The organism is Acinetobacter lwoffii, assembly GCF_024129115.1.
Taxonomy (GTDB): domain Bacteria; phylum Pseudomonadota; class Gammaproteobacteria; order Pseudomonadales; family Moraxellaceae; genus Acinetobacter; species Acinetobacter lwoffii_T.
Map to the genome: position 1 here is coordinate 1 of NZ_JAMXXO010000024.1, position 19,951 is coordinate 19,951.

The window sequence follows — 19,951 nt, forward strand, 5'->3', positions numbered from 1 at the left end:
GTACGAGGCATAGCGAATAGTAAAATTGGGTTTGGCGATTTGATTTTACTACTTCGCTATTTTTTTAAGCTAAAAGTGTCAACACACCCTAGTCCTACGAAATTTAATACTCTCATTTTTAATGAAAGTATTTTTACTCTTGCCTCAAAAATTCTTGCCGTTCCATATGTTTGATAAATTTTTTCTTGTAAAGTATCCATTTAAAATTAAGCCATTTAACTTAATATTAATTATATAGTTTTTTTATTTTTTAGGTACTCATTAATAATTTTTAAATCATCCGTCTGCAACTGCTCGCGCATTTTTAAAAACTGCTTTTCATCTATATCATAGATTTTTAGAGAGAGTACTTTTTCTATATCTTCTTGTGGAAAACGGTATTTAATAATTTTTGCAGGTACACCACCGACAACTGCATATGGTGGCACATCTTTGGTCACGACTGCGCCTGTCGCCACTACCGCGCCTTCACCAAGGTTCACACCCTGCATAATCAAAGCGCGTGAGCCAATCCAACAGCCATCGCCAATAATAGTATCGCCAGCAGGTACAAAACTGCGTGTATCGAATGGAAACGCTGAAATCCAGTCGGTACGGTGGAGTTGATTGCCACCCATCATAATCACGCACTCAGCACCAAAACAGACAAAATTACCGATATAGAGCTGGTCGATGGGCTTCTCAGACGTTGCAGGCCTGTCATGTAAATAACGCACTACACAACGCTCAAACCCCTGATCCCAATAGGCCGAATAATACGAATAATTCCCTTTGATATGAATGTTGGGATTCTTCACCGTTTTTGAGATGAACTCGAATTCACACCAGTGATTCACAGGAGAATTAATTAACTTTTCAGACATGAGGAGGCTATAACCACAAGGAATGCATCATTATACCGAATTGGACTTTAAGCTGAATCAACAATCTTAATTCAGCCAGTGAATCGAATATTAAAGCACGTGCTGACCTTGCTTAAGTGCTACGAGGAATACGGGCAATGACTTTAATTTCAAAATCAAAACCTGCCAGCCAGGTCACGCCAACAGCCGTCCAGTTTGGATAAGGCTTTTGATTAAACACTTGCTGCTTAACTTTCATAATACTTTCAAACTGTACTTCTGGGTCGGTGTGAAAAGTGGTGACATCGACAATATCATCAAAAGTACAACCAGCTGCTGCCAATGTCGCAGCTAAATTTTCAAAAGCCCGTTCTACCTGTTTTTCGAAATCTGGTTCTGGAGAACCATCCTCACGGCTACCGACCTGACCCGATACAAACAGTAAGTCTTCCGATTTGATCGCAGCAGAATAACCATGCTGTTCATACAGGGCATGGCGGTCTTGGGGAAATATCGCAGTTCTAGTCATGACTATCCTCATTCAATATCTAATTTACAAGTGAGTGAAAGCAATTTAACTTTCACATACGCATCGTATGTAAACATAATTGACATACGGTCCGTATGTCAATTAAAATTTTTGTGATGATGAGGTAAAGTAATTCATGTCTGTTCGTGAACAAAAAATGGCGGAAACCCGCAAGAAACTGATTGAAGTGGCACGTCGTACGTTTGCAGAATATGGTTATGCAGACACTTCAATGGATAAGCTCACGGCAGAAGCAGGGCTGACCCGTGGAGCGTTGTATCATCATTTTCGCGATAAAAAAGGCTTGTTTGCTGCAGTGGTCGACCAGATCGATTCGGAAATGGCTTCATCTGCCCAGCAGCATCTGGAGCAGCCTGATGATCTGTGGGAAGGATTGATGCTGGAAGGGCGGACCTATATTCAAAATGCCTTAAACTCTGAATTCCAGCGCATTGTATTGCGCGATGGGCCTGCGGTATTGGGTGATCCTGCACACTGGCCAAGTCAAAACAGATGTTTGCAGTCCACGCGTGAATGTGTTGAGCAATTATTGGTAGCAGATCGAATTAAAACAGTTGATCCGGAAGCTGCTGCGGTATTTTTAAATGGTGCTGCAATGAATGCAGCCCTCTGGGTGGCTTCTAGCGAACATCCTGAGCAGGTACTCCCTGAGGCTTTACATGCATTTAATTTATTTGCATCGGGGTTTTTAAAAGAAGCCCAGAGCTAATTCGTTTGTAGGAAGCAGATAAAGGTAAAAAACCCCTCAATCGAGGGGCTTTAAATTAAACAGCTTTAAATTTTAAAGATATTCAACTTTCACAATTTCGTATTCAACTTCACCGTTTGGTGTATTGATTTTCACATCGTCGCCTTCGTTTTTACCTAAAAGACCACGTGCAATTGGCGAGTTCACAGAGATCTTGTTAATCTTAAAGTCTGCTTCGTCATCACCTACAATTTTATAGGTTTTCTGTTCTTCAGTATCCAGATTTTCAATCGTGACCGTTACACCAAAAACCACACGACCATTCTGTTCAAGTTCTTTTACGTCGATCACCTGAGCTGCACCCAGTTTGCCTTCGATGTCCTGAATACGACCTTCACAGAAGCCTTGCTGTTCACGTGCTGCATGGTATTCTGCATTTTCTTTTAAGTCGCCGTGTTCACGCGCTTCTGCAATTGAAGCTGTGATACGTGGACGATCCACTGTTTTCAGTTGGTGTAATTCTTTCTCTAAGGCAATTTTGCCTTCAGGTGTCATAGGATAACGTTGCATGTTGTCCCTCAAAAGTCAGTTGAAAGATATAAAATCTATAAATAAAAAAAAGCCCGCCACCAAGAAGGTGGCGGGACTTCTTGGAAGTGAATTAACCTTTAGTTAGGTCTTGCAAACGATATACATCCATCGGCAATTTAATTGCTAAAGCTTGGCATACTGCATCCGCACCATTCAATGTAGTTGTGTTATACACTTTACCTTGAAGTGCTGAACGACGGATCGAGAATGAGTCTTCTTGTGCCTTTTTGCCTTCAGTCGTGTTAATCACAAGGTGGATTTCGCCGTTTTTAATACGGTCCACAATGTTAGGACGACCTTCAGTTACTTTATTGACACGTTCACATTCAAGACCAGCATCGCTAATCACTTTAAATGTACCATCAGTTGCAAGAATCTTGAAGCCTAGGTCAATCAATTGTTTTGCGATACCCGCTGCACGTGGTTTATCTGAGTCACGTACAGAGATAAATGCGTGTTTCACTTCGCCTTCAGTTGGAAGACCTGGTAAACGCTCGTTTGCACCTAAAACAGCTTTATAGAACGCTTCACCAAATGTTTTACCAACGCCCATCACTTCGCCAGTCGATTTCATCTCAGGGCCAAGGATCGGGTCAACACCAGGGAACTTGTTGAATGGGAACACGGCTTCTTTGACAGAGAAGTGCTCAGGAATAATCTCTGAGGTGAATCCTTGAGATTCTAGAGATTGACCCGCCATACAACGTGCAGCAACTTTCGCTAAAGATTCGCCGATACATTTAGAAACGAATGGCACAGTACGTGATGCACGTGGGTTCACTTCCAGGATGTAAACGTCTTCACCTTTGACAGCAAACTGAACGTTCATCAAACCGATTACGCCAAGTTCTTTTGCCATAGCCACGGTTTGACGGCGCATTTCGTCCTGAATCTCTTTAGATAGAGAGTAAGGAGGAATCGAACATGCCGAGTCGCCTGAGTGAATACCCGCTTGCTCAATGTGCTGCATGATACCGCCGATCACCACGTCTTTACCGTCAGATACGCAGTCCACGTCAACTTCGATCGCATCATCTAAGAAACGGTCAAGAAGAACAGGCGCTTCGTTAGATGCTTGAACCGCATCACGTAAGTAGCGTTTGAGTTCTTCGTCGTTGTACACGATTTCCATCGCACGACCACCAAGGACGTAAGAAGGACGTACTACAAGCGGGTAGCCGACTTTAGATGCTTCAGCCATACCTTCTTCAGCAGATTTTACAATGCTGTTGTTCGGTTGACGAAGTTGCAGACGTTGAATCATTTGCTGGAAACGTTCACGGTCTTCTGCACGGTCAATCGCGTCAGGTGATGTACCAATGATTGGCGCACCGGCTTCTTCTAGAGCACGAGCCAATTTCAAAGGTGTTTGACCACCGTACTGAACGATAATGCCTTTAGGCTTCTCGATACGTACGATTTCTAAAACGTCTTCTAAAGTGATCGGTTCGAAGTACAAACGATCTGAAGTGTCGTAATCCGTAGAAACAGTTTCAGGGTTACAGTTTACCATGATCGTTTCATAGCCGTCTTCACGCATAGCCAGGGCAGCGTGTACACAGCAGTAATCGAACTCGATACCTTGACCGATACGGTTAGGGCCACCGCCGATCACCATGATCTTGTCTTTGTTCGATGGATTTGCTTCACATTCTTCATCGTAAGTTGAGTACATGTAAGCTGTATCAGATTCGAATTCTGCAGCACATGTATCGACACGTTTGTAAACTGGAGTTACGCCCAGGTTCCAACGATGTTTACGGAATTGCTTTTGTGAAATACCCATCAAGTCTGCAATGCGAAGATCTGATAAACCTTTACGTTTGAATCCACGGATGTTGTCCGCATTCAAGTCGCCAAAACCTAAAGTTTTGATTTGGTTTTCAGTTTTGATGATGTCTTCGATTTGAATCAAGAACCAGCGGTCAATGTTCGTTGCAGCGAATACTTCGTCTAAAGTAAAGCCGTGACGGAATGCATCGCCCACGTACCAGATACGCTCTGGACCTGGCACTTTAAGTTCTTGCAAGATTTTGTCGCGCGCGCCTTCAGCACCCACTTCAACCTTTTCGTCAAAACCAGAAGCGCCCACTTCAAGACCACGAAGGGCTTTTTGTACAGATTCCTGGAAGTTACGGCCAATCGCCATCACTTCACCGACAGATTTCATCTGAGTCGTCAGTGTCGCATCAGCTTGTGGGAATTTTTCGAAGTTGAAACGAGGAATCTTGGTTACAACGTAGTCGATTGCAGGTTCGAACGATGCAGGCGTTGTACCGCCAGTAATGTCGTTTTTCAACTCATCAAGGGTATAACCTACAGCCAGTTTCGCTGCGATTTTTGCAATCGGGAAACCAGTTGCTTTAGAAGCAAGTGCAGATGAACGTGATACACGTGGGTTCATCTCGATCACGACCATACGACCAGTATTTGGACAAATACCGAACTGTACGTTAGAACCACCTGTTTCAACACCAATTTCACGAAGAACTGCTAGAGAAGCGTTACGTAGTAACTGGAATTCTTTATCTGTAAGCGTTTGAGCAGGGGCAACAGTGATTGAGTCACCAGTGTGTACGCCCATTGGATCAAAGTTTTCAATGGTACATACAATGATACAGTTGTCGTTTTTGTCACGAACAACTTCCATCTCGTATTCTTTCCAGCCAATTAAAGATTCATCAATCAATAATTGTTTAGTCGGAGAAAGATCGAAACCACGTTCACAAATCTCGATAAATTCTTCTTTGTTGTATGCGATACCGCCACCAGAACCACCCATGGTGAATGATGGACGGATAATTACTGGGAAGCCGAAACGTGCTTGAATTTCTAAAGCATGTTCCATTGACTCAGCAACGTCAGCTTTTGGACATTCAAGACCAATTTTACGCATTGCCTGGTCGAACAGTTTACGGTCTTCAGCTTTTTCAATCGCTTCTTTGGTTGCACCGATCAATTCAACATTGAATTTCTCTAAAATGCCGTGCTCATCGAGGGCAAGGGCACAGTTCAATGCCGTTTGACCACCCATGGTTGGAAGAACAGCATCTGGACGTTCTTTCTCAATGATCGCTGCAACAGTTTGCCAAGTAATTGGCTCAATGTAAGTTGCATCTGCCATGGTTGGGTCGGTCATGATGGTCGCTGGGTTCGAGTTGACCAAAATAACGCGGTAACCTTCTTCACGAAGGGCTTTACATGCTTGAGCACCTGAGTAGTCAAACTCACATGCTTGACCGATGACAATCGGACCAGCACCAATAATCAAGATGCTTTTAATGTCAGTACGTTTAGCCATGATGCTTCCTTAATTACTTCTTAGATGCTTCGATAAGTTCGATGAAATGATCGAACAATGGTGCGCAGTCATGTGGACCCGGGCTTGCTTCAGGGTGACCCTGGAAGCTGAACGCAGGTTTGTCTGTACGATGGATACCTTGGTTGGTGCCATCAAACAGTGAGCGATGCGTTACACGCAACACATCAGGCAGATTGCTTTCATCGACTGCGAAGCCATGGTTTTGAGAAGTAATCATCACTGTACCGTTATCAAGATTTTGTACAGGATGGTTCGCACCGTGGTGGCCGTGAGGCATTTTTAAGGTTTTAGCACCACTTGCAAGCGCAAGGATCTGGTGACCCAGGCAGATACCAAATACTGGAATTTCAGTGGTTTCTATAATTGTTTTTACAGCTTCAATTGCGTAGTCACATGCAGCCGGATCACCAGGACCGTTCGAAAGGAACACACCATCTGGATTCAGTGCAAGTACATCAGCAGCAGGAGTTTGCGCCGGCACAACAGTCAGTTTACAACCGCGGTCTGCGAGCATACGTAAGATGTTGGTTTTGACACCGTAATCGTATGCAACAACATGGAATTTAGCTTCTGGTTGAGAGAAACCTTTGCCTAATGTCCAAGAGCCTTCAGTCCATTCAAAACCTTCAGGGTCGCAACATTCTTTTGCCAGGTCTAAACCGTTTAAACCACCAAATGCACGTGCTTTTTCAAGCGCTTCAGCTTCAGTGATATTTTCGCCAGCAAGGATACAGCCATTTTGCGCACCTTTGTCACGTAAGATACGTGTCAATTTACGCGTGTCGATATCCGCAATTGCCACAACATTGTGTTGTACCAAATATTCAGCTAATGATTGGGTTGAACGGAAGTTACTGTGCAGTAAAGGCAGGTCACGAATGATCAATCCGTTCGCCCAAACCTTATGAATACGACCTGATTCAGCGTCTTCTTCATTACAGCCTGTGTTACCGATATGTGGGTAAGTCAGTGTCACAAGTTGCTGTGCATAACTCGGGTCAGTCAAAATTTCTTGATAGCCAGTCATGGCAGTGTTGAAAACGACTTCACCAGTCGTACTACCCGATGCGCCAATCGAAGTACCTTTAAAGATAGTTCCGTCGGCAAGGGCTAAAATTGCTGGGGTGCTCAAACCAAAGCTCCTGAAATTTAGGCTGTAAAAAAGCGAGAAGACGAAAAAAAAGGAAGGCTAATTTTTAAACCTACCCTCCTATGTCTGCTCGCTTGAACTTAACACGGCATTATACGCAGAACGACCCCTAAAGTCCAACGGCTTTGCAGCGAAAGTATGAGATAAATGGCTTGCTTTTTGCATGGAAGTCTGTTTTGTAAGCAATGTGAAAAAATGTAAGCAATTAATAATTGTCAGACAAATCAAATCTTAATTTTTATCAAATCTACTAATATAGCTTAGTCGATATAACAATAGGAACAAGACAAATGGCTACAGCACCTAAATCTACTACATCTAAAAAAATCACTCCGAGCGTGGTCACTGAAACTGCCGAGAAGCTTGAAAAAGTAGCAGTCGAGGCTAAAGATCAGGCAATTGAAACCATCGAGGAAAGTAAGGAAAAGCTTGAAGTTGAAGCCAAACAGTTAAGCGATACTGTGCAGGAACAATTGCGTCAATTTAAGCAGGAAGTGTTACAGCGTATTGATACTTTGAAGGAGCAGATTTTCGGTTCGCAGAAAGAATTAACCGAATTGAAAAGCTTTATCAAGACAGAATTCAACGCTGTCGTCGAAGACTTATCCAATCTGGGTAAAGAGCTGAAAGAAGATGTCAGTCAGATTTCGACCAAGCATAAGGAACATCTGACCGATACTTTTAAACGTTCTAAGGATAGTACCATTGAAGTACTGAAAAAAGTCAAACCCGTGGTGAAAACAGAGAGCTCAGACAAAACTCCTGAGCTGAAAAGTTAGGCTGCGCTGAAAGGCCGCTATTTAAAAAGGAGAACAATCAAATGTTCTCCTTTGTCTTTATGCAGCAAAACGGACTCACAATAACAATTAAAGGGGGTCACGATGCAACAGCATTTTGTAGGTGTACTTATTTTACTGATATTGATCATGCTACTGAATCTGGAAAGCGGATTAGGGCGCATACTTTATCTGGGTGTAATCGTATTATGTCTGGGAGTACTGGGACTGGTGTTTGGGACCATTCTTCTGATAATCATTACTTTTGCTTTTATTCTTTATGCTGCTGTGAAATCCATTCAGGAACAGCATCATCTGCATCATTAAAATATGGACGTTGAAAACGATAAAAAATCTAAAATAATGATACAGAGGATCAATCATTGTTGAGCAATAAACAAAAACGTGAGACTTTAAGTCTCACGTTTTATTCGCCTGTTACACTTTAAATAGCTGATGCACAGCGTCAATCTATTTAAAACACATGCAACCAGTCACGTTTATTATGAAAATCTGCCTGAGGACTACTATGCTGCATGGCATAGTATTGATCACCTTGCGAGGTTTTTAAAACAGCAGATAAACCCAGGAACAAGTTTTCCCATTTCAGTTTATGTATTGCCATAAAATCAGTCAGATCCACACTGACATTGAGACCATAATGCGTACGTTTGAGCTGGTTCAGCTCAATATCATCCGCAGCTTGCGGTGGCATATCCTCAGGATAACGGTATTCTTCGAATTGATAAGCCTGCCAGGCCTGAGAAGGGGAAAGATTAATCTCACGATAAAAATCTTCGCCCTGAACCCCAATAAAAATTTCAAAGCAGGTCTGTTCCCACAGGAAATCCTGACGGGGATGTGCCGTCACCATATCGGGCCACAAGATGTACTGATTGGGATCACGGATCCAGAAGCCCACATTTAAATTGTATGGGCCTTGCTGTTCGATGGCGGCAACCAGAGAGATGGCCTGAAAACGGCGATCAAATGCGCTAAGTTCGTAACTTGCCATAAGTCCTGTACTTAGTTAGACAAATGAGCGAAACGAACAAGATTGGACAATTTTTGGTTCTGTTTTGCCGCTTTCTTATAAAGAAGTGCAATTTTACCAATAGTTTGAACCACTTCAGCACCAGTCGCTTCTGAAATTTCAGCAATCAGCGCTGCACGCGCTTCACGATCTTCAGCGACAATTTTAACTTTAATCAGTTCGTGATCGTTTAAAGCACGCGCTAATTCTTCGATGACATTTTCCGTCAGACCTTTGTCACCTAGCATCACGACTGGGTTAAGTGTATGTCCGATTTGACGTAAACGCTTACGTTCCTGAATAGATAAAGCCGCCATGAGAGATAACCTGAATTTTAAAACGGCTTAGTATAGCAAAAGCAAAAAATAAACGCTGTAAATTATCAGGAAATAATCATATTCAATCTGTCCACGGAGAGAGCAAAAGCCTTAGATTTAGATACACATGTATACTGCAAAATAAGTCTTTTTCACGTACAATTAATAATGAGACATTTTTTTATTTAGAGAGTTATGGCTACACGCATTACCAACCAAAAGTTATCTAAAAGTAGTCGTGATTGGATGAGAGAGCATTTAGACGATCCTTATGTAAAAAAGGCACAAAAGGAAGGCTATCGTGCGCGTGCAGCATATAAGCTCTTAGAAATGCAAGAAAAGTATAAAATCATTAAACCTGGTATGACTGTGGTCGACCTAGGCGCAGCGCCAGGCAGCTGGTCACAGATTGCTGGTAAACTTGTTGGCGATAAGGGTTTATTGATTGCATCTGATATTTTACCAATGGATGCTTTACCAGATGTCACTTTTCTGCAAGGTGACTTCCGTGAAGAAGAAGTTTTCCAAAAACTGCTAGAAATTTTAGATGGTCGTACTGTAGACGTTGTAATTTCAGATATGGCCCCCAATACATCAGGTAATAAGGCTGTAGATCAACCGCGTCAGATTTACTTGTGTGAACTTGCACTGGATTTTGCGAATAAGGTGCTAGGCCCCAAAGGTCAATTTGTGGTAAAAGTTTTCCAAGGTTCAGGTTTTGATGAATTCCGTAAGCAAGTGGTTGATAGTTTTGATATTCTGAAAACATCTAAACCCTTGGCATCACGTGCTCGCTCTAAAGAAGTTTTCCTGATCGGGCAGGGACGCAAGAAGGCTTTAAAATAAGTCTACTTGCCAAGTCGTTAAAAATTGTGCATTTTGTACGTTTTCAGATAATTGTAAGTTAATTTACAGCTTAAGTATTAAGGTCACCCTGAACAGGGCATGATCAAATTAGATTGGAATGGGAATAAAGCTTTGAGCGATCTTTTTAAGAATGCCGTATTGTGGCTCGTAATACTGGGTGTGCTGGTGTTAATCTTCAGCAACGTCAGTGACCGCAATCAACCGACTACAATGAACTACTCAGAGTTTGTTGCCGCGGTCAATGCTGGCCAAATTAAACAAGTTGTGATTGACGGCGAAAGAATCCGTGGCGAAAAATCAAACGGTTCAGAGTTTGAAAGTATTCGTCCGGCAGTTCAGGATCCTGAACTGATGCCAAGCCTGATCAAAAACAATGTTGTGGTTGAAGGTGAAGCACCACAACGTCAAGGCCTGCTCATGCAGTTGCTTATTGCAAGTTTCCCTGTGCTTTTAATCATTTTGTTATTCATGTTCTTTATGCGCAACATGGGTGGCGGTGCAGGTGGTAAAAACGGCCCAATGAGTTTTGGTAAGTCTAAAGCCAAAATGCTGTCTGAAGACCAGATTAAAGTGACTTTCGTCGATGTTGCCGGCTGTGATGAAGCCAAGCAAGAAGTCGTAGAAATCGTTGACTTCCTGAAAGATCCAACCAAATTTAAACGTCTCGGTGCCAGTATTCCCCGTGGTGTGTTAATGGTCGGTCCTCCAGGTACAGGTAAAACCTTGCTTGCCAAAGCCATTGCCGGTGAAGCTAAAGTGCCATTCTTTAGTATTTCAGGTTCTGACTTCGTGGAAATGTTTGTGGGTGTTGGTGCATCGCGTGTGCGTGACATGTTCGAACAGGCAAAACGTCATGCACCATGTATCATCTTTATTGATGAGATTGATGCAGTCGGTCGTCACCGTGGTTCAGGTACGGGTGGTGGTCACGATGAACGTGAGCAGACGCTGAACCAGATGCTGGTGGAAATGGACGGCTTTGAAGGCAATGAAGGCATTATCGTGATTGCTGCAACCAACCGTGCAGATGTACTGGATAAAGCATTACTTCGTCCAGGCCGTTTTGACCGTCAAGTTGTGGTTGGTTTGCCAGACATTAAGGGTCGTGAACAAATCCTGAATGTGCATTTGAAAAAATTGCCTTCAGTCACAGGGGTCGATGTTAAAGTACTTGCACGTGGTACACCGGGCTTCTCGGGTGCGCAATTGGCCAACCTAGTGAATGAAGCTGCTTTATTTGCTGCACGCCGTAACAAAAACACTGTCGATATGCATGACTTTGAAGATGCAAAAGACAAGCTTTATATGGGTCCTGAGCGTAAATCGATGGTACTTCGTGATGAAGAGCGTCGTGCGACGGCTTATCATGAAGCTGGTCATGCGATTGTTGCTGAAAGTTTGCCGGGTACAGACCCTGTGCATAAAGTGACGATCATGCCGCGTGGCTGGGCTTTAGGTGTCACCTGGCAGCTGCCTGAATTTGACCAGACTAGCCATTATAAAGACAAAATGTTGAATGAACTTTCGATTTTGTTTGGTGGCCGTATTGCTGAAGAAGTCTTCATTAACCAGATGTCGACTGGCGCTTCAAATGACTTTGAGCGTGCAACTAAAATGGCACGTGCGATGGTGACCAAATATGGTATGTCTGACAAACTCGGTGTCATGGTCTATGAAGAAGATGCACAGCAATCTTTCATGGGCAGTATTGGTAGCCGCAGTATTTCGGAAACTACACAACTAGAAGTCGATCGTGAAATTCGTCGAATTCTGGATGAGCAATATAAAATCGCACGCGATATCCTGGAAAGCAAAAAAGATATTGCCCATGCGATGGTGAAAGCCTTGATGGAATGGGAAACCATTGATCGTGATCAAATCCGTGACATCATGGAAGGTCGTGAGCCTCAGCCACCAAAGGTCTATGTGGCAGAGAATCCTGTGATTGATGTAACCCCAGATGATGGTCCGTTGACTCCTCCGCCATTGCCAGCGAACTAAGCTTATTAAAAAAACCACCTTCGGGTGGTTTTTTTATGCTTGTCATTTTTGTCATCGCTTTTTGAATGTTATATTGAGCGATTAAAAATGAATACGAAAAATAAAAATGAATATGCCTGTTCTGGAATCCAGTGTTTATCAGCTTCGTCTTGAACCGTTGAGCTGGGAACATTTTTCTGATTTAGCCATCGCATGCGCTGAAGAAAATTTAGGCGAGATTTTATATAACTCAGTGCCTTATCTGCATAACTTAAAAAAATATTTTTCTCAGGCCTTTGAACAGCAAGCTCAAGGTGAAAGGATGGCTTTTGCTGTCATCGATTTAAACTCCGGCCAAGCAATTGGAACCACCAGTTATCATGATATTAAGGCGGAAATTCCACGTTTTGAAATTGGTTTTACGTGGTATGCCAAGCGCTATCACAGAACCTATGTAAATCGCGTCTGTAAATATCTTTTGTTAAGACATGCTTTTGAAAGTTTAAATGCTCAGGTGGTCGGCTTTCGGACTGATCACTTGAATCTTCCCAGCCAAAAAGCGATTGAAGGAATAGGTGCCAAGCGAGATGGCATTATCAGGTGTCATATGCTACGTAAAGATGGACAGACTATTCGAGATAGCTACATCTATAGTATTTTAGAAAGTGAATGGGCAGATGTGAAAGTATTATTACAAACTAAACTGATGCAATATTCCCGAAATAATTACTTCGAAATCTAGGTCCTGACCTTATTCAGCTTTGCTTTATTTAATTATCCATAAGACAATATGGGGGTTATTTTGAGTGAGTATTGAATCATGCAGCTGATGCCTTTGTTACCACATGTATGGACATTTGGTGATTTAAAATTGGATTTATCCCAGCCGCATGTGATGGGGATTCTCAATGTCACCCCAGACTCTTTTAGTGATGGTGGTCGGCATAATCAAAAAGAAGATGCAGTTGCCCGCGCACTGGAAATGATCGCTGAAGGCGCGACCGTAATTGATATTGGCGGTGAATCGACCCGTCCAGGTGCCGCAATGGTAGAAGTGGAAGAAGAAATTCGTCGGGTGGTGCCTGTTGTTGAAGCTTTATCCAAACATAATGTTATTCTCTCGATTGATACGTCGCAACCTGAAGTCATACGCGCAGCGGTTCGGGCCGGAGCACATATCTGGAATGATGTCCGTGCTTTGACTCGGCCGAATGCATTGCAGACCGCAGCAGAACTCAATATTCCAGTGATCATCATGCATATGCGCGGTGAGCCGACCACCATGAACAATCTGGATCAATATGAGGATGTCACTAAAGATGTGATACGCGAGTTATCCCAACGTGTTCAGGATGCTTTAGATGTTGGAGTAAAAGCGGAAAATATCATGATTGATCCAGGTTTTGGTTTCGCTAAAAATGCCCAGCAAAATTTAAAGCTGTTGCAAGAGTTTTATAAATTGACAGAAATGGGCTATCCGATTTTGTCTGCTTTATCACGTAAACGCTTTATCGGAGCAGTTTTGGAGGGGGCAGAACCACAAGAGCGTGCAGTGGGTTCAGCAACAGCGCATTTGTTGAGTATTCAGCAGGGTGCATGTATGGTACGGGCACATGATGTTAAAGTCACAGCCGATGCGATTAAAGTCTGGCAAGCTATGCAAATGGTTTAAAAATCGAGGCTGGGAAATCCCTACATTGGCAATGTTGTTTGGCTTTTAAGCAACAATATGCTATATAGGCACGCTTAGATTAGATAGTCATCCTTTAGAGTGCCTGTAATGTTTGCAGATTTACTTCTCCCCATGTTCGATGATGAGTATTATCCCGATATTCTGGTTGCTGAAATCAAGCAGCACATCGAACGTTTTGCCCAAAAAGTCGCTAAATCAGGTTTGTCAGATCAAGAAATTTACCAGCTTGCCAATTTGACTGTGGCTGATATCAATATCATGAAACCTCAGTTCGAAGATCTGGATTCGTCTCTGGATGATACTGCCGCGGATTATATTGCCGAAGCCATGATGATGGTGGTGCAAGAGCACGGCCTGTTCGAGATTGAAATGGAAGAACTGATTACCAATCGTGAATGGTGATTTAAGAAAACCCTGCAGATGCAGGGTTTTTTATTGTCTGTTCAAATAATCTTTAAAGCTATTAAAGCGAATTGAGCCGAGTAATTGTTGCTCTTCATTCATGCATTGCTGATAAAGGTTTTGGTAATAAGCCTGCAGATTCAATTGACCTTGAATCTGTTGTGGTGTTTTTGATTTGGATTGTTGATAAGCCCAAAAAGCCAGTTGTCGGAGTTTCTGCAACCTGATCTGGTCAATCGCACTACAGGAACTTTTAAATAAAGGTTCCAGGATGACCACCCCAAAGGAAGAAATCGCTAAAATGACCATACTAATGATGACCAGTACATCCGAATGAATCAGATAAAGGTTGAGCAATAAGCTCAGAAAAATTGGAATTTGCAGATAGAGACAGTTTTGCAAACGCTGACTATAGGCTTTGGAACTAAATTGCGCCTGATATTGTGCATGGCAGATATAAGGATAAAGCAGTGCCATCAGCACAATTAAGGTGACATTAAAGGCAATCGTGGCATTCTTGAAAAAATAATATTCCAGAAATACGGAGCTGAGACTACAGGCTACACAGACCAGAAGGGACAGTAAATTAATCGCGATAACAAACTGGATATTTTGCAAGGCATTAAATTTAAAGCGGCTATAACGCAGTTTAAGGAAAAAAGCGTCTGGATGACGTAATTGTAATGTAGCGAGATCAAAGTGTTTTAATTCTGACATGGGGATTTCGCGCTAAAAGAATAAAATTCAGGCACAAAAAAACCAGCCTAATGCTGGATTTTTTATTGCACCATTTTAATAAATATTAAAATGGTGCCCGAGGCCAGACTCGAACTGGCACGCTTTGTGGGCGGGGGATTTTAAATCCCCTGTGTCTACCGATTTCACCACTCGGGCATGTGCGCAATAATAGAGGACGAAATAAAGCTTGGCAAGCAAATTCCGAAATGATTGCTTTCTTTTCAAGCAATTCCGTGGCTTCTATTCTAAAAATCAGCAAATCAACGTTTTTTAAAATTCAATATTTGCAGATCTTTAAGATGGCCAATGAAAAAGGATAGAGAGAACTATGAATTTTCATCCAGATAGCTGTCGACATCTAGATGCTTGATCGTTTTACAATATTGATGCTCATATTTCAGCAGCCGCGTATATAACCCGGCATAGTGATTTAATTGCTGTTTTAGTTCGGCATACCGAGGATCATGGCTTGAATAAAAACGTAATTTTAGTCGGATCAGGCAGGTTTGTTTATAAGCCCAAAAACAGATTTTACGTAATTGTTGTAGCTGATAGTGCTCAGTATTTTTACTATTTTCCTTGAATAAATTTTCTCGATAAAAGCGCACAAAACCAAAGCTCACGCCAAAGAAGAATAAGCTCCACATCAGCAAACTGCTTTGTATAAAGACCAGATTTAAGGCTTGCATCAGAATCACAATAGCCATCTTGATCGGGGTATGCCGTAATAATTGATACAGCGAATAAGAAGAATGCTGAATCTGGTACAGAATCAAGGTGAGACTCAACATCAGGAACAGTAGAATGGCCAACATGGCATAACTCTGCGCCTGAAATTCGCTGATTTGCACAAAAGATTGCTGTACGAAATCTCCTAACATCAAACTGATGGGAACAAAAATCATGGCGGCCAAGGCCCAAGGAATTAAAAGCTTGGCTTTACCCCAGATTCCACGGATTTTAATCTGACTGTAAAACAGGTAATTTCCTTTAAATGCAGTCGGATATTGGCGCTTAAGTTGCTGTAGCAACAAAGTCACTTGCGTAGTGGGCATCATCCAGAGATTAATTTAATATATAGATGAAGCACTATAGTCGATTTTGCGCAAAATCGCAGAAGAAATGCAGTTTCAGAACGTAGCACTGTTTTAATCATGAAGATTTTAGTTTTTTAGCGACGAATTATGCGAAAATAGCCGATTCAAGATTTATTTTTTAAGGACAGTTTATGACTGATCAATCTCCTCAGGCGTTAAGCGACATCGAAATTTTAGACATCCTGCAAAGTATGAAAAAGGATGAGCTAAATACTGAGGCGCAAGCAGCAATTCGTCAGGGTGGTAAAGCTGGTCGTCAGGAAGCGCATAAAGCAGCCTTAGTAGCATTGAATCAGTCATTTGAAGACAAGTTTGTCGAAGCCGTATCTTTGGCTTTGGGTCTGAATGCAGCACAAATCAAAAAAATCCGTTATAAAAAAGACCGAATCCGTATTTTAAAAGCGCGCGGTATTGATTATATGGCAATTGATGGTGCTGAAACTGCACAGGTACTGTCACAAATTGCCCAAGCAATTGTGCGTGAAGATGCAATTGTCACCCATGACCTGCATAATATTTTCCCATTCTGGAAAGAAGGCTGGCCTATGGTGCAATTCGATAATGCCTACAAAATTTTAGAAGATGATATCCAGATTCACTATCAAGCCGTTCTTGAGGCTTTATTAGCAAAAATCTAAGCTGTAACTAGATATAAACAAAAGCATCTTCGGGTGCTTTTTTAATCACGATACATCAGTGCAATCAGCCAACTGATGGGCAAAATAAATAAACGCCACCAGGTAATCAAGGGCCAATAAAAATACTCTCCAAATCTCAAGGTGGAGTCGAATCCTTGACGGCGACGTTCATGTGGGTAGGGAATAATGAAAACAGTTAAAGCCATCAGAATGATGGCTGCGAGTAAAAGCAGGGGATTCTGTTGTTTGGCAAAGAAGAAGTAAAACAAATACAAGGCTGAATAAAAAAACAGACATGCCAATAATGCAGAAATATTCATCACTCACCTTATGATTTTTTTATTAGAATAATTTTTACTATTTCTTAGAAGGAAGAACCAGACTAATCTGATTCTTCTTGAATAACTGAATTGGTTTCGATCAAGCGGGTCACCAGTAACTGGTCAATTTTAAAATGATCGACGTCAACCACTTCAAACTTATAAGCACCAAATATCACTGCATCTGCAGGACGTGGAATCTTGCGTAATTTATACATCATGAAGCCAGCGATGGTTTCATAATTTTCATCATCAGGCATTTCATCAATTTCAAGCGCATGCTTGATATCTTCAATCGGTGTACTGCCTTCAATCAACCAGGAATTATTGTCACGTTTAATAATTTGCTGATCTGCTTCAATAGGCGTCACCCAGTCACCCATCACGGTAATCATAATATCGGATAGGGTAATCACTCCGACTACCAGCGCATATTCATTAATGACGACGGCAAACTTTTCCTTGGTAGAGCGGAAACGGTCCAGAACTTCCGATAAGGTCAAAGTGTCAGGAATGGTCAACACATTACGGATGGTATTTTCATTGAGCTGCAGCAGCGACTGGTTGTTCAGAATACGCACCAGAATGTCTTTGGCATCGACATAGCCAATCACACTGTCGATGTCATTGCTACATACCAGGAACTTGGAATAGGGATATTCCGCCAGCTTTTGCCGAATACTTTCTTCCGGTTCATTCAAGGTGAAAAACACCACATTTTCACGTGTGGTCATACTCGAAGGCACGTTACGCTCTTCCAGTTCAAATACGTTTTCAATGAAGTGGTGTTCCTGCTTCTGGAGTACACCGGCCTGTGCACCTGCATCCATCACTGCGGAAATATCATCAAAAGTAATATTGTCATCCCGGATGGTATTCACTTTAAACAGACGGAACAGCATATTGGCAATCGCGTTAATGAACCATGCCAAAGGTTTACAGACTTTAATGAAAATCTGAATTGGCTCGATGACTGAGACTGCGATCTTTTCTGGCGCAATCATGGCCAGACGTTTCGGCATCAGGTCCGCAAATAAAATAAATAATGAAGTGACGACAGTAAAGGAGAGCGCAAAGCTAATATTGTCAGCCCAAGGTCCTTGGTAAAAGCGGGAAACAAAATTATAAATATAAGGGCGGAAGGCACCTTCACCTAAAATACCGCCGAGAATGGCAACTGCATTTAAACCAATTTGAGAGGCTGCAAAGAAGTCCGCAGAATTTTCTTGTAGATCTAAAACTTTTTGAGCGCGATGATCACCCGACTCAGCCAGAATTTTGAGTTTGACTTTACGGGCACCAGCGAGGGCGATTTCAGTTAAAGATAAAAAACCGGCCCCCGTGATGAGTATTAAGATAATCACGATATTTTGTAAGAGGCTCACAAATCCACCTGTGGATGAATAGTATCTTGGGATATTTTTAACACAAAAAAAGACTTGAGGTGTAACAACGACATCTCAAGTCTTCAAAGTATAATCTTAAAAAATAAGAATTTAGAAGATTTTGAGTTTAATAATGTGAAAATTGAGAATTATTGCTCAGGAATTCACGGTTTTCTTCTTCAATCATCTGGCGTGCAACATATAAAATCAGCTGACGTAACCAGCGATGTGCCGGATGATGATGCAATAAAGGGCACCATGCCATTTTTAATTCAAATTCTGGGATATAAAACGGCGGATCTTTTAGAATTAAATTGTGATTCTTGGCTTGCAGACGTGCAATACGTGAAGGCAGTGTTGCTACTAGATCAACATTGGAAGCCAATAATCCCGGCATTTGGTAATGACGGGTAAATACCGAAATTTTACGTTTCTGGCCAATACGTTCCAAAGCCTGATCAATCCAGCCTAAACCGGCTTGTTTTTCAGGATTTACCCCGAAACCAACCCCCATACCGGTTTTAGACACCCAGATATGCTGTGCATCCAGGTAACTTTTAAGGTTTAAGTTGCTTGCGGCAGGATGCTTGTTATTTAAAAGACAAGAAAAGCTGTCACGCCAGACCAGAACCTGATGAAAACTTTGCGGAATCTCATTAAAGCGGTTAATTGCCAGATCGACCTTGCCTTGTTCCATGTCACGATACGACACGTCACTTGGCGTCAGAAAATCTAATACCACATTCGGCGCTTCTGAACGTAGAGCTTTAACCAGACGCGGAACCAGCGTAGCTTCTGCATAATCCGAAGTCATGATCCGGAAGACACGATTTGAGGTATAAGGGCGGAACTCGGTACGTGGTTCCAGAATCATGGACAAGTCAGCCAGGGCATCCCGAATGCGGGGCTGTAATTCTAAAGCACGTTCGGTCGGAGTCATGCCTTCAGAAGAACGGATCAGGAGAGGATCATTAAATAAATTGCGTAATCGGCGTAAAATATTACTCATGGCAGGCTGGGTAACACCCAATTGTTCTGCTGCACGTGTGACATTTTTTTCGCGAAGAAGTACATCAAGATAAATTAATAGATTGAGATCGACCCGCTCCAGATTCATAAAAGAAATACCGAGAATAAATACAAGAAATTATGATGATTATGCCATAATTGCCGGGCCTTGTGTAAAGCGCCGATGAAAAAAAGCCATGTGCTCACTGATAAAGTTTACAGAATTAACACAGGCTTAAGCTCCATTATTCAAAGTGTACATAAGAGAAAAGATGCACGTTAAATGGACCATCATTTAGCCTTTTTATAAATTGGAATGAAAGCCCTCTTTTCGCTTTAAAAGAAAATCATAAAGGCCGTTTTTACGTTCAAGATTTGAGTGAAAAGTAAACTAAATCAAAAATTCCTTAAGTTGAATAAATCATCGAAGATCAGCATTTTTTAAAAATAAAAGGGCATAAAACCCATATCCAGACTTAAGTCTAATGAATTATTTTTAAGCAACATGCAGAAATTTTATCCATTTTTATTTTTAAATAAATTTATATAAAACA

Annotated in this window: 21 protein-coding genes and 1 tRNA gene; 9 read left to right on the forward strand and 13 right to left on the reverse strand. The window is 41.9% G+C overall.

Going from position 1 to position 19,951, the window contains the following annotated elements; genetic code table 11:
* Positions 1–230: 230 nt before the first annotated feature.
* Together NI470_RS13740 and NI470_RS13745 are read right to left on the reverse strand one after the other, a co-directional pair.
* Entirely contained in the window at positions 231–863 is a 633-nt protein-coding gene (locus NI470_RS13740; protein WP_253148728.1) for a CatB-related O-acetyltransferase, read from the reverse strand.
* 112 nt (positions 864–975) lie between these two features.
* Positions 976–1,371 carry a RidA family protein gene (locus tag NI470_RS13745; RefSeq protein ID WP_121979619.1) on the reverse strand — a complete coding sequence of 132 codons (396 nt, stop codon included), beginning with the start codon at positions 1,369–1,371 and terminating at the stop codon, positions 976–978.
* A gap of 136 nt (positions 1,372–1,507) precedes the next feature.
* Between NI470_RS13745 and NI470_RS13750 the strand changes: the two genes are divergently transcribed.
* On the forward strand, positions 1,508–2,101 hold the full coding sequence (locus tag NI470_RS13750; RefSeq protein WP_121979618.1) for a TetR/AcrR family transcriptional regulator: 594 nt from the start codon (positions 1,508–1,510) through the stop codon (positions 2,099–2,101).
* A 72-nt stretch (positions 2,102–2,173) separates the two neighbouring features.
* On the opposite strand, the gene greA is transcribed toward NI470_RS13750, so the two are convergent.
* The 3 genes from greA to carA all read right to left on the reverse strand — a co-directional run bounded on the left by greA (position 2,174) and on the right by carA (position 7,125).
* Complete coding sequence (gene greA / locus NI470_RS13755) at positions 2,174–2,650, reverse strand: transcription elongation factor GreA (RefSeq protein WP_004645764.1); 477 nt, start codon at positions 2,648–2,650, stop codon at positions 2,174–2,176.
* 91 nt (positions 2,651–2,741) lie between these two features.
* Entirely contained in the window at positions 2,742–5,972 is a 3,231-nt protein-coding gene (gene carB / locus NI470_RS13760; protein ID WP_044108726.1) for a carbamoyl-phosphate synthase large subunit, read from the reverse strand.
* A gap of 13 nt (positions 5,973–5,985) precedes the next feature.
* The gene (gene carA / locus NI470_RS13765) at positions 5,986–7,125 is read right to left on the reverse strand and encodes a glutamine-hydrolyzing carbamoyl-phosphate synthase small subunit (RefSeq protein WP_253148730.1); all 1,140 of its coding nucleotides are present in this window, start codon (positions 7,123–7,125) and stop codon (positions 5,986–5,988) included.
* A gap of 308 nt (positions 7,126–7,433) precedes the next feature.
* On the opposite strand from carA, the gene NI470_RS13770 reads away from it, so the two are divergent.
* On the forward strand, positions 7,434–7,922 hold the full coding sequence (locus NI470_RS13770) for a hypothetical protein (RefSeq protein ID WP_253148732.1): 489 nt from the start codon (positions 7,434–7,436) through the stop codon (positions 7,920–7,922).
* A 102-nt stretch (positions 7,923–8,024) separates the two neighbouring features.
* Positions 8,025–8,246, forward strand: a complete 222-nt coding sequence (locus NI470_RS13775; RefSeq protein WP_253148733.1) for a hypothetical protein — start codon at positions 8,025–8,027, stop codon at positions 8,244–8,246.
* Between the two features lie 148 nt (positions 8,247–8,394).
* Here the strand turns inward: NI470_RS13775 and NI470_RS13780 are convergent, their stop codons facing one another.
* Both NI470_RS13780 and yhbY read right to left on the reverse strand, forming a co-directional pair.
* Complete coding sequence (locus tag NI470_RS13780; RefSeq protein WP_153566817.1) at positions 8,395–8,934, reverse strand: DOMON-like domain-containing protein; 540 nt, start codon at positions 8,932–8,934, stop codon at positions 8,395–8,397.
* 11 nt (positions 8,935–8,945) lie between these two features.
* The gene (yhbY, locus tag NI470_RS13785; protein WP_005097716.1) at positions 8,946–9,269 is read right to left on the reverse strand and encodes a ribosome assembly RNA-binding protein YhbY; all 324 of its coding nucleotides are present in this window, start codon (positions 9,267–9,269) and stop codon (positions 8,946–8,948) included.
* A gap of 195 nt (positions 9,270–9,464) precedes the next feature.
* Here yhbY and rlmE point away from each other — a divergent pair, with 195 nt between their 5' ends.
* From rlmE to NI470_RS13810, 5 genes are all read left to right on the forward strand, one after another.
* Entirely contained in the window at positions 9,465–10,115 is a 651-nt protein-coding gene (gene rlmE / locus NI470_RS13790) for a 23S rRNA (uridine(2552)-2'-O)-methyltransferase RlmE (protein ID WP_005097715.1), read from the forward strand.
* Between the two features lie 132 nt (positions 10,116–10,247).
* Complete coding sequence (gene ftsH, locus NI470_RS13795) at positions 10,248–12,137, forward strand: ATP-dependent zinc metalloprotease FtsH (protein WP_153566818.1); 1,890 nt, start codon at positions 10,248–10,250, stop codon at positions 12,135–12,137.
* Positions 12,138–12,243: 106 nt separating this feature from the next.
* Positions 12,244–12,858 carry a GNAT family N-acetyltransferase gene (locus NI470_RS13800; RefSeq protein ID WP_044109431.1) on the forward strand — a complete coding sequence of 205 codons (615 nt, stop codon included), beginning with the start codon at positions 12,244–12,246 and terminating at the stop codon, positions 12,856–12,858.
* A 78-nt stretch (positions 12,859–12,936) separates the two neighbouring features.
* Positions 12,937–13,788: a dihydropteroate synthase gene (gene folP, locus NI470_RS13805; protein ID WP_044109430.1), complete on the forward strand. Its 852-nt coding sequence runs from the start codon at positions 12,937–12,939 to the stop codon at positions 13,786–13,788.
* A gap of 108 nt (positions 13,789–13,896) precedes the next feature.
* Positions 13,897–14,211 (forward strand): DUF5713 family protein, encoded by a 315-nt coding sequence (locus NI470_RS13810; RefSeq protein ID WP_004280560.1) that lies wholly within the window; start codon positions 13,897–13,899, stop codon positions 14,209–14,211.
* A 30-nt stretch (positions 14,212–14,241) separates the two neighbouring features.
* Here the strand turns inward: NI470_RS13810 and NI470_RS13815 are convergent, their stop codons facing one another.
* The 3 genes from NI470_RS13815 to NI470_RS13825 all read right to left on the reverse strand — a co-directional run bounded on the left by NI470_RS13815 (position 14,242) and on the right by NI470_RS13825 (position 16,004).
* On the reverse strand, positions 14,242–14,928 hold the full coding sequence (locus tag NI470_RS13815; protein WP_253148735.1) for a hypothetical protein: 687 nt from the start codon (positions 14,926–14,928) through the stop codon (positions 14,242–14,244).
* A gap of 91 nt (positions 14,929–15,019) precedes the next feature.
* Positions 15,020–15,105, reverse strand: a tRNA-Leu gene (locus tag NI470_RS13820).
* A 170-nt stretch (positions 15,106–15,275) separates the two neighbouring features.
* Entirely contained in the window at positions 15,276–16,004 is a 729-nt protein-coding gene (locus tag NI470_RS13825; RefSeq protein WP_004645749.1) for a hypothetical protein, read from the reverse strand.
* 173 nt (positions 16,005–16,177) lie between these two features.
* On the opposite strand from NI470_RS13825, the gene NI470_RS13830 reads away from it, so the two are divergent.
* Positions 16,178–16,684, forward strand: a complete 507-nt coding sequence (locus NI470_RS13830) for a hypothetical protein (RefSeq protein ID WP_004280554.1) — start codon at positions 16,178–16,180, stop codon at positions 16,682–16,684.
* A 41-nt stretch (positions 16,685–16,725) separates the two neighbouring features.
* On the opposite strand, the gene NI470_RS13835 is transcribed toward NI470_RS13830, so the two are convergent.
* From NI470_RS13835 to NI470_RS13845, 3 genes are all read right to left on the reverse strand, one after another.
* Entirely contained in the window at positions 16,726–17,004 is a 279-nt protein-coding gene (locus NI470_RS13835) for a hypothetical protein (protein ID WP_004731860.1), read from the reverse strand.
* A 62-nt stretch (positions 17,005–17,066) separates the two neighbouring features.
* Positions 17,067–18,389, reverse strand: coding sequence for a polyamine export protein PaeA (gene paeA, locus NI470_RS13840; RefSeq protein ID WP_004280552.1), 1,323 nt, complete (start codon positions 18,387–18,389; stop codon positions 17,067–17,069).
* A gap of 127 nt (positions 18,390–18,516) precedes the next feature.
* Entirely contained in the window at positions 18,517–19,506 is a 990-nt protein-coding gene (locus tag NI470_RS13845) for a LysR family transcriptional regulator (protein WP_005103940.1), read from the reverse strand.
* Positions 19,507–19,951 lie beyond the last annotated feature (445 nt).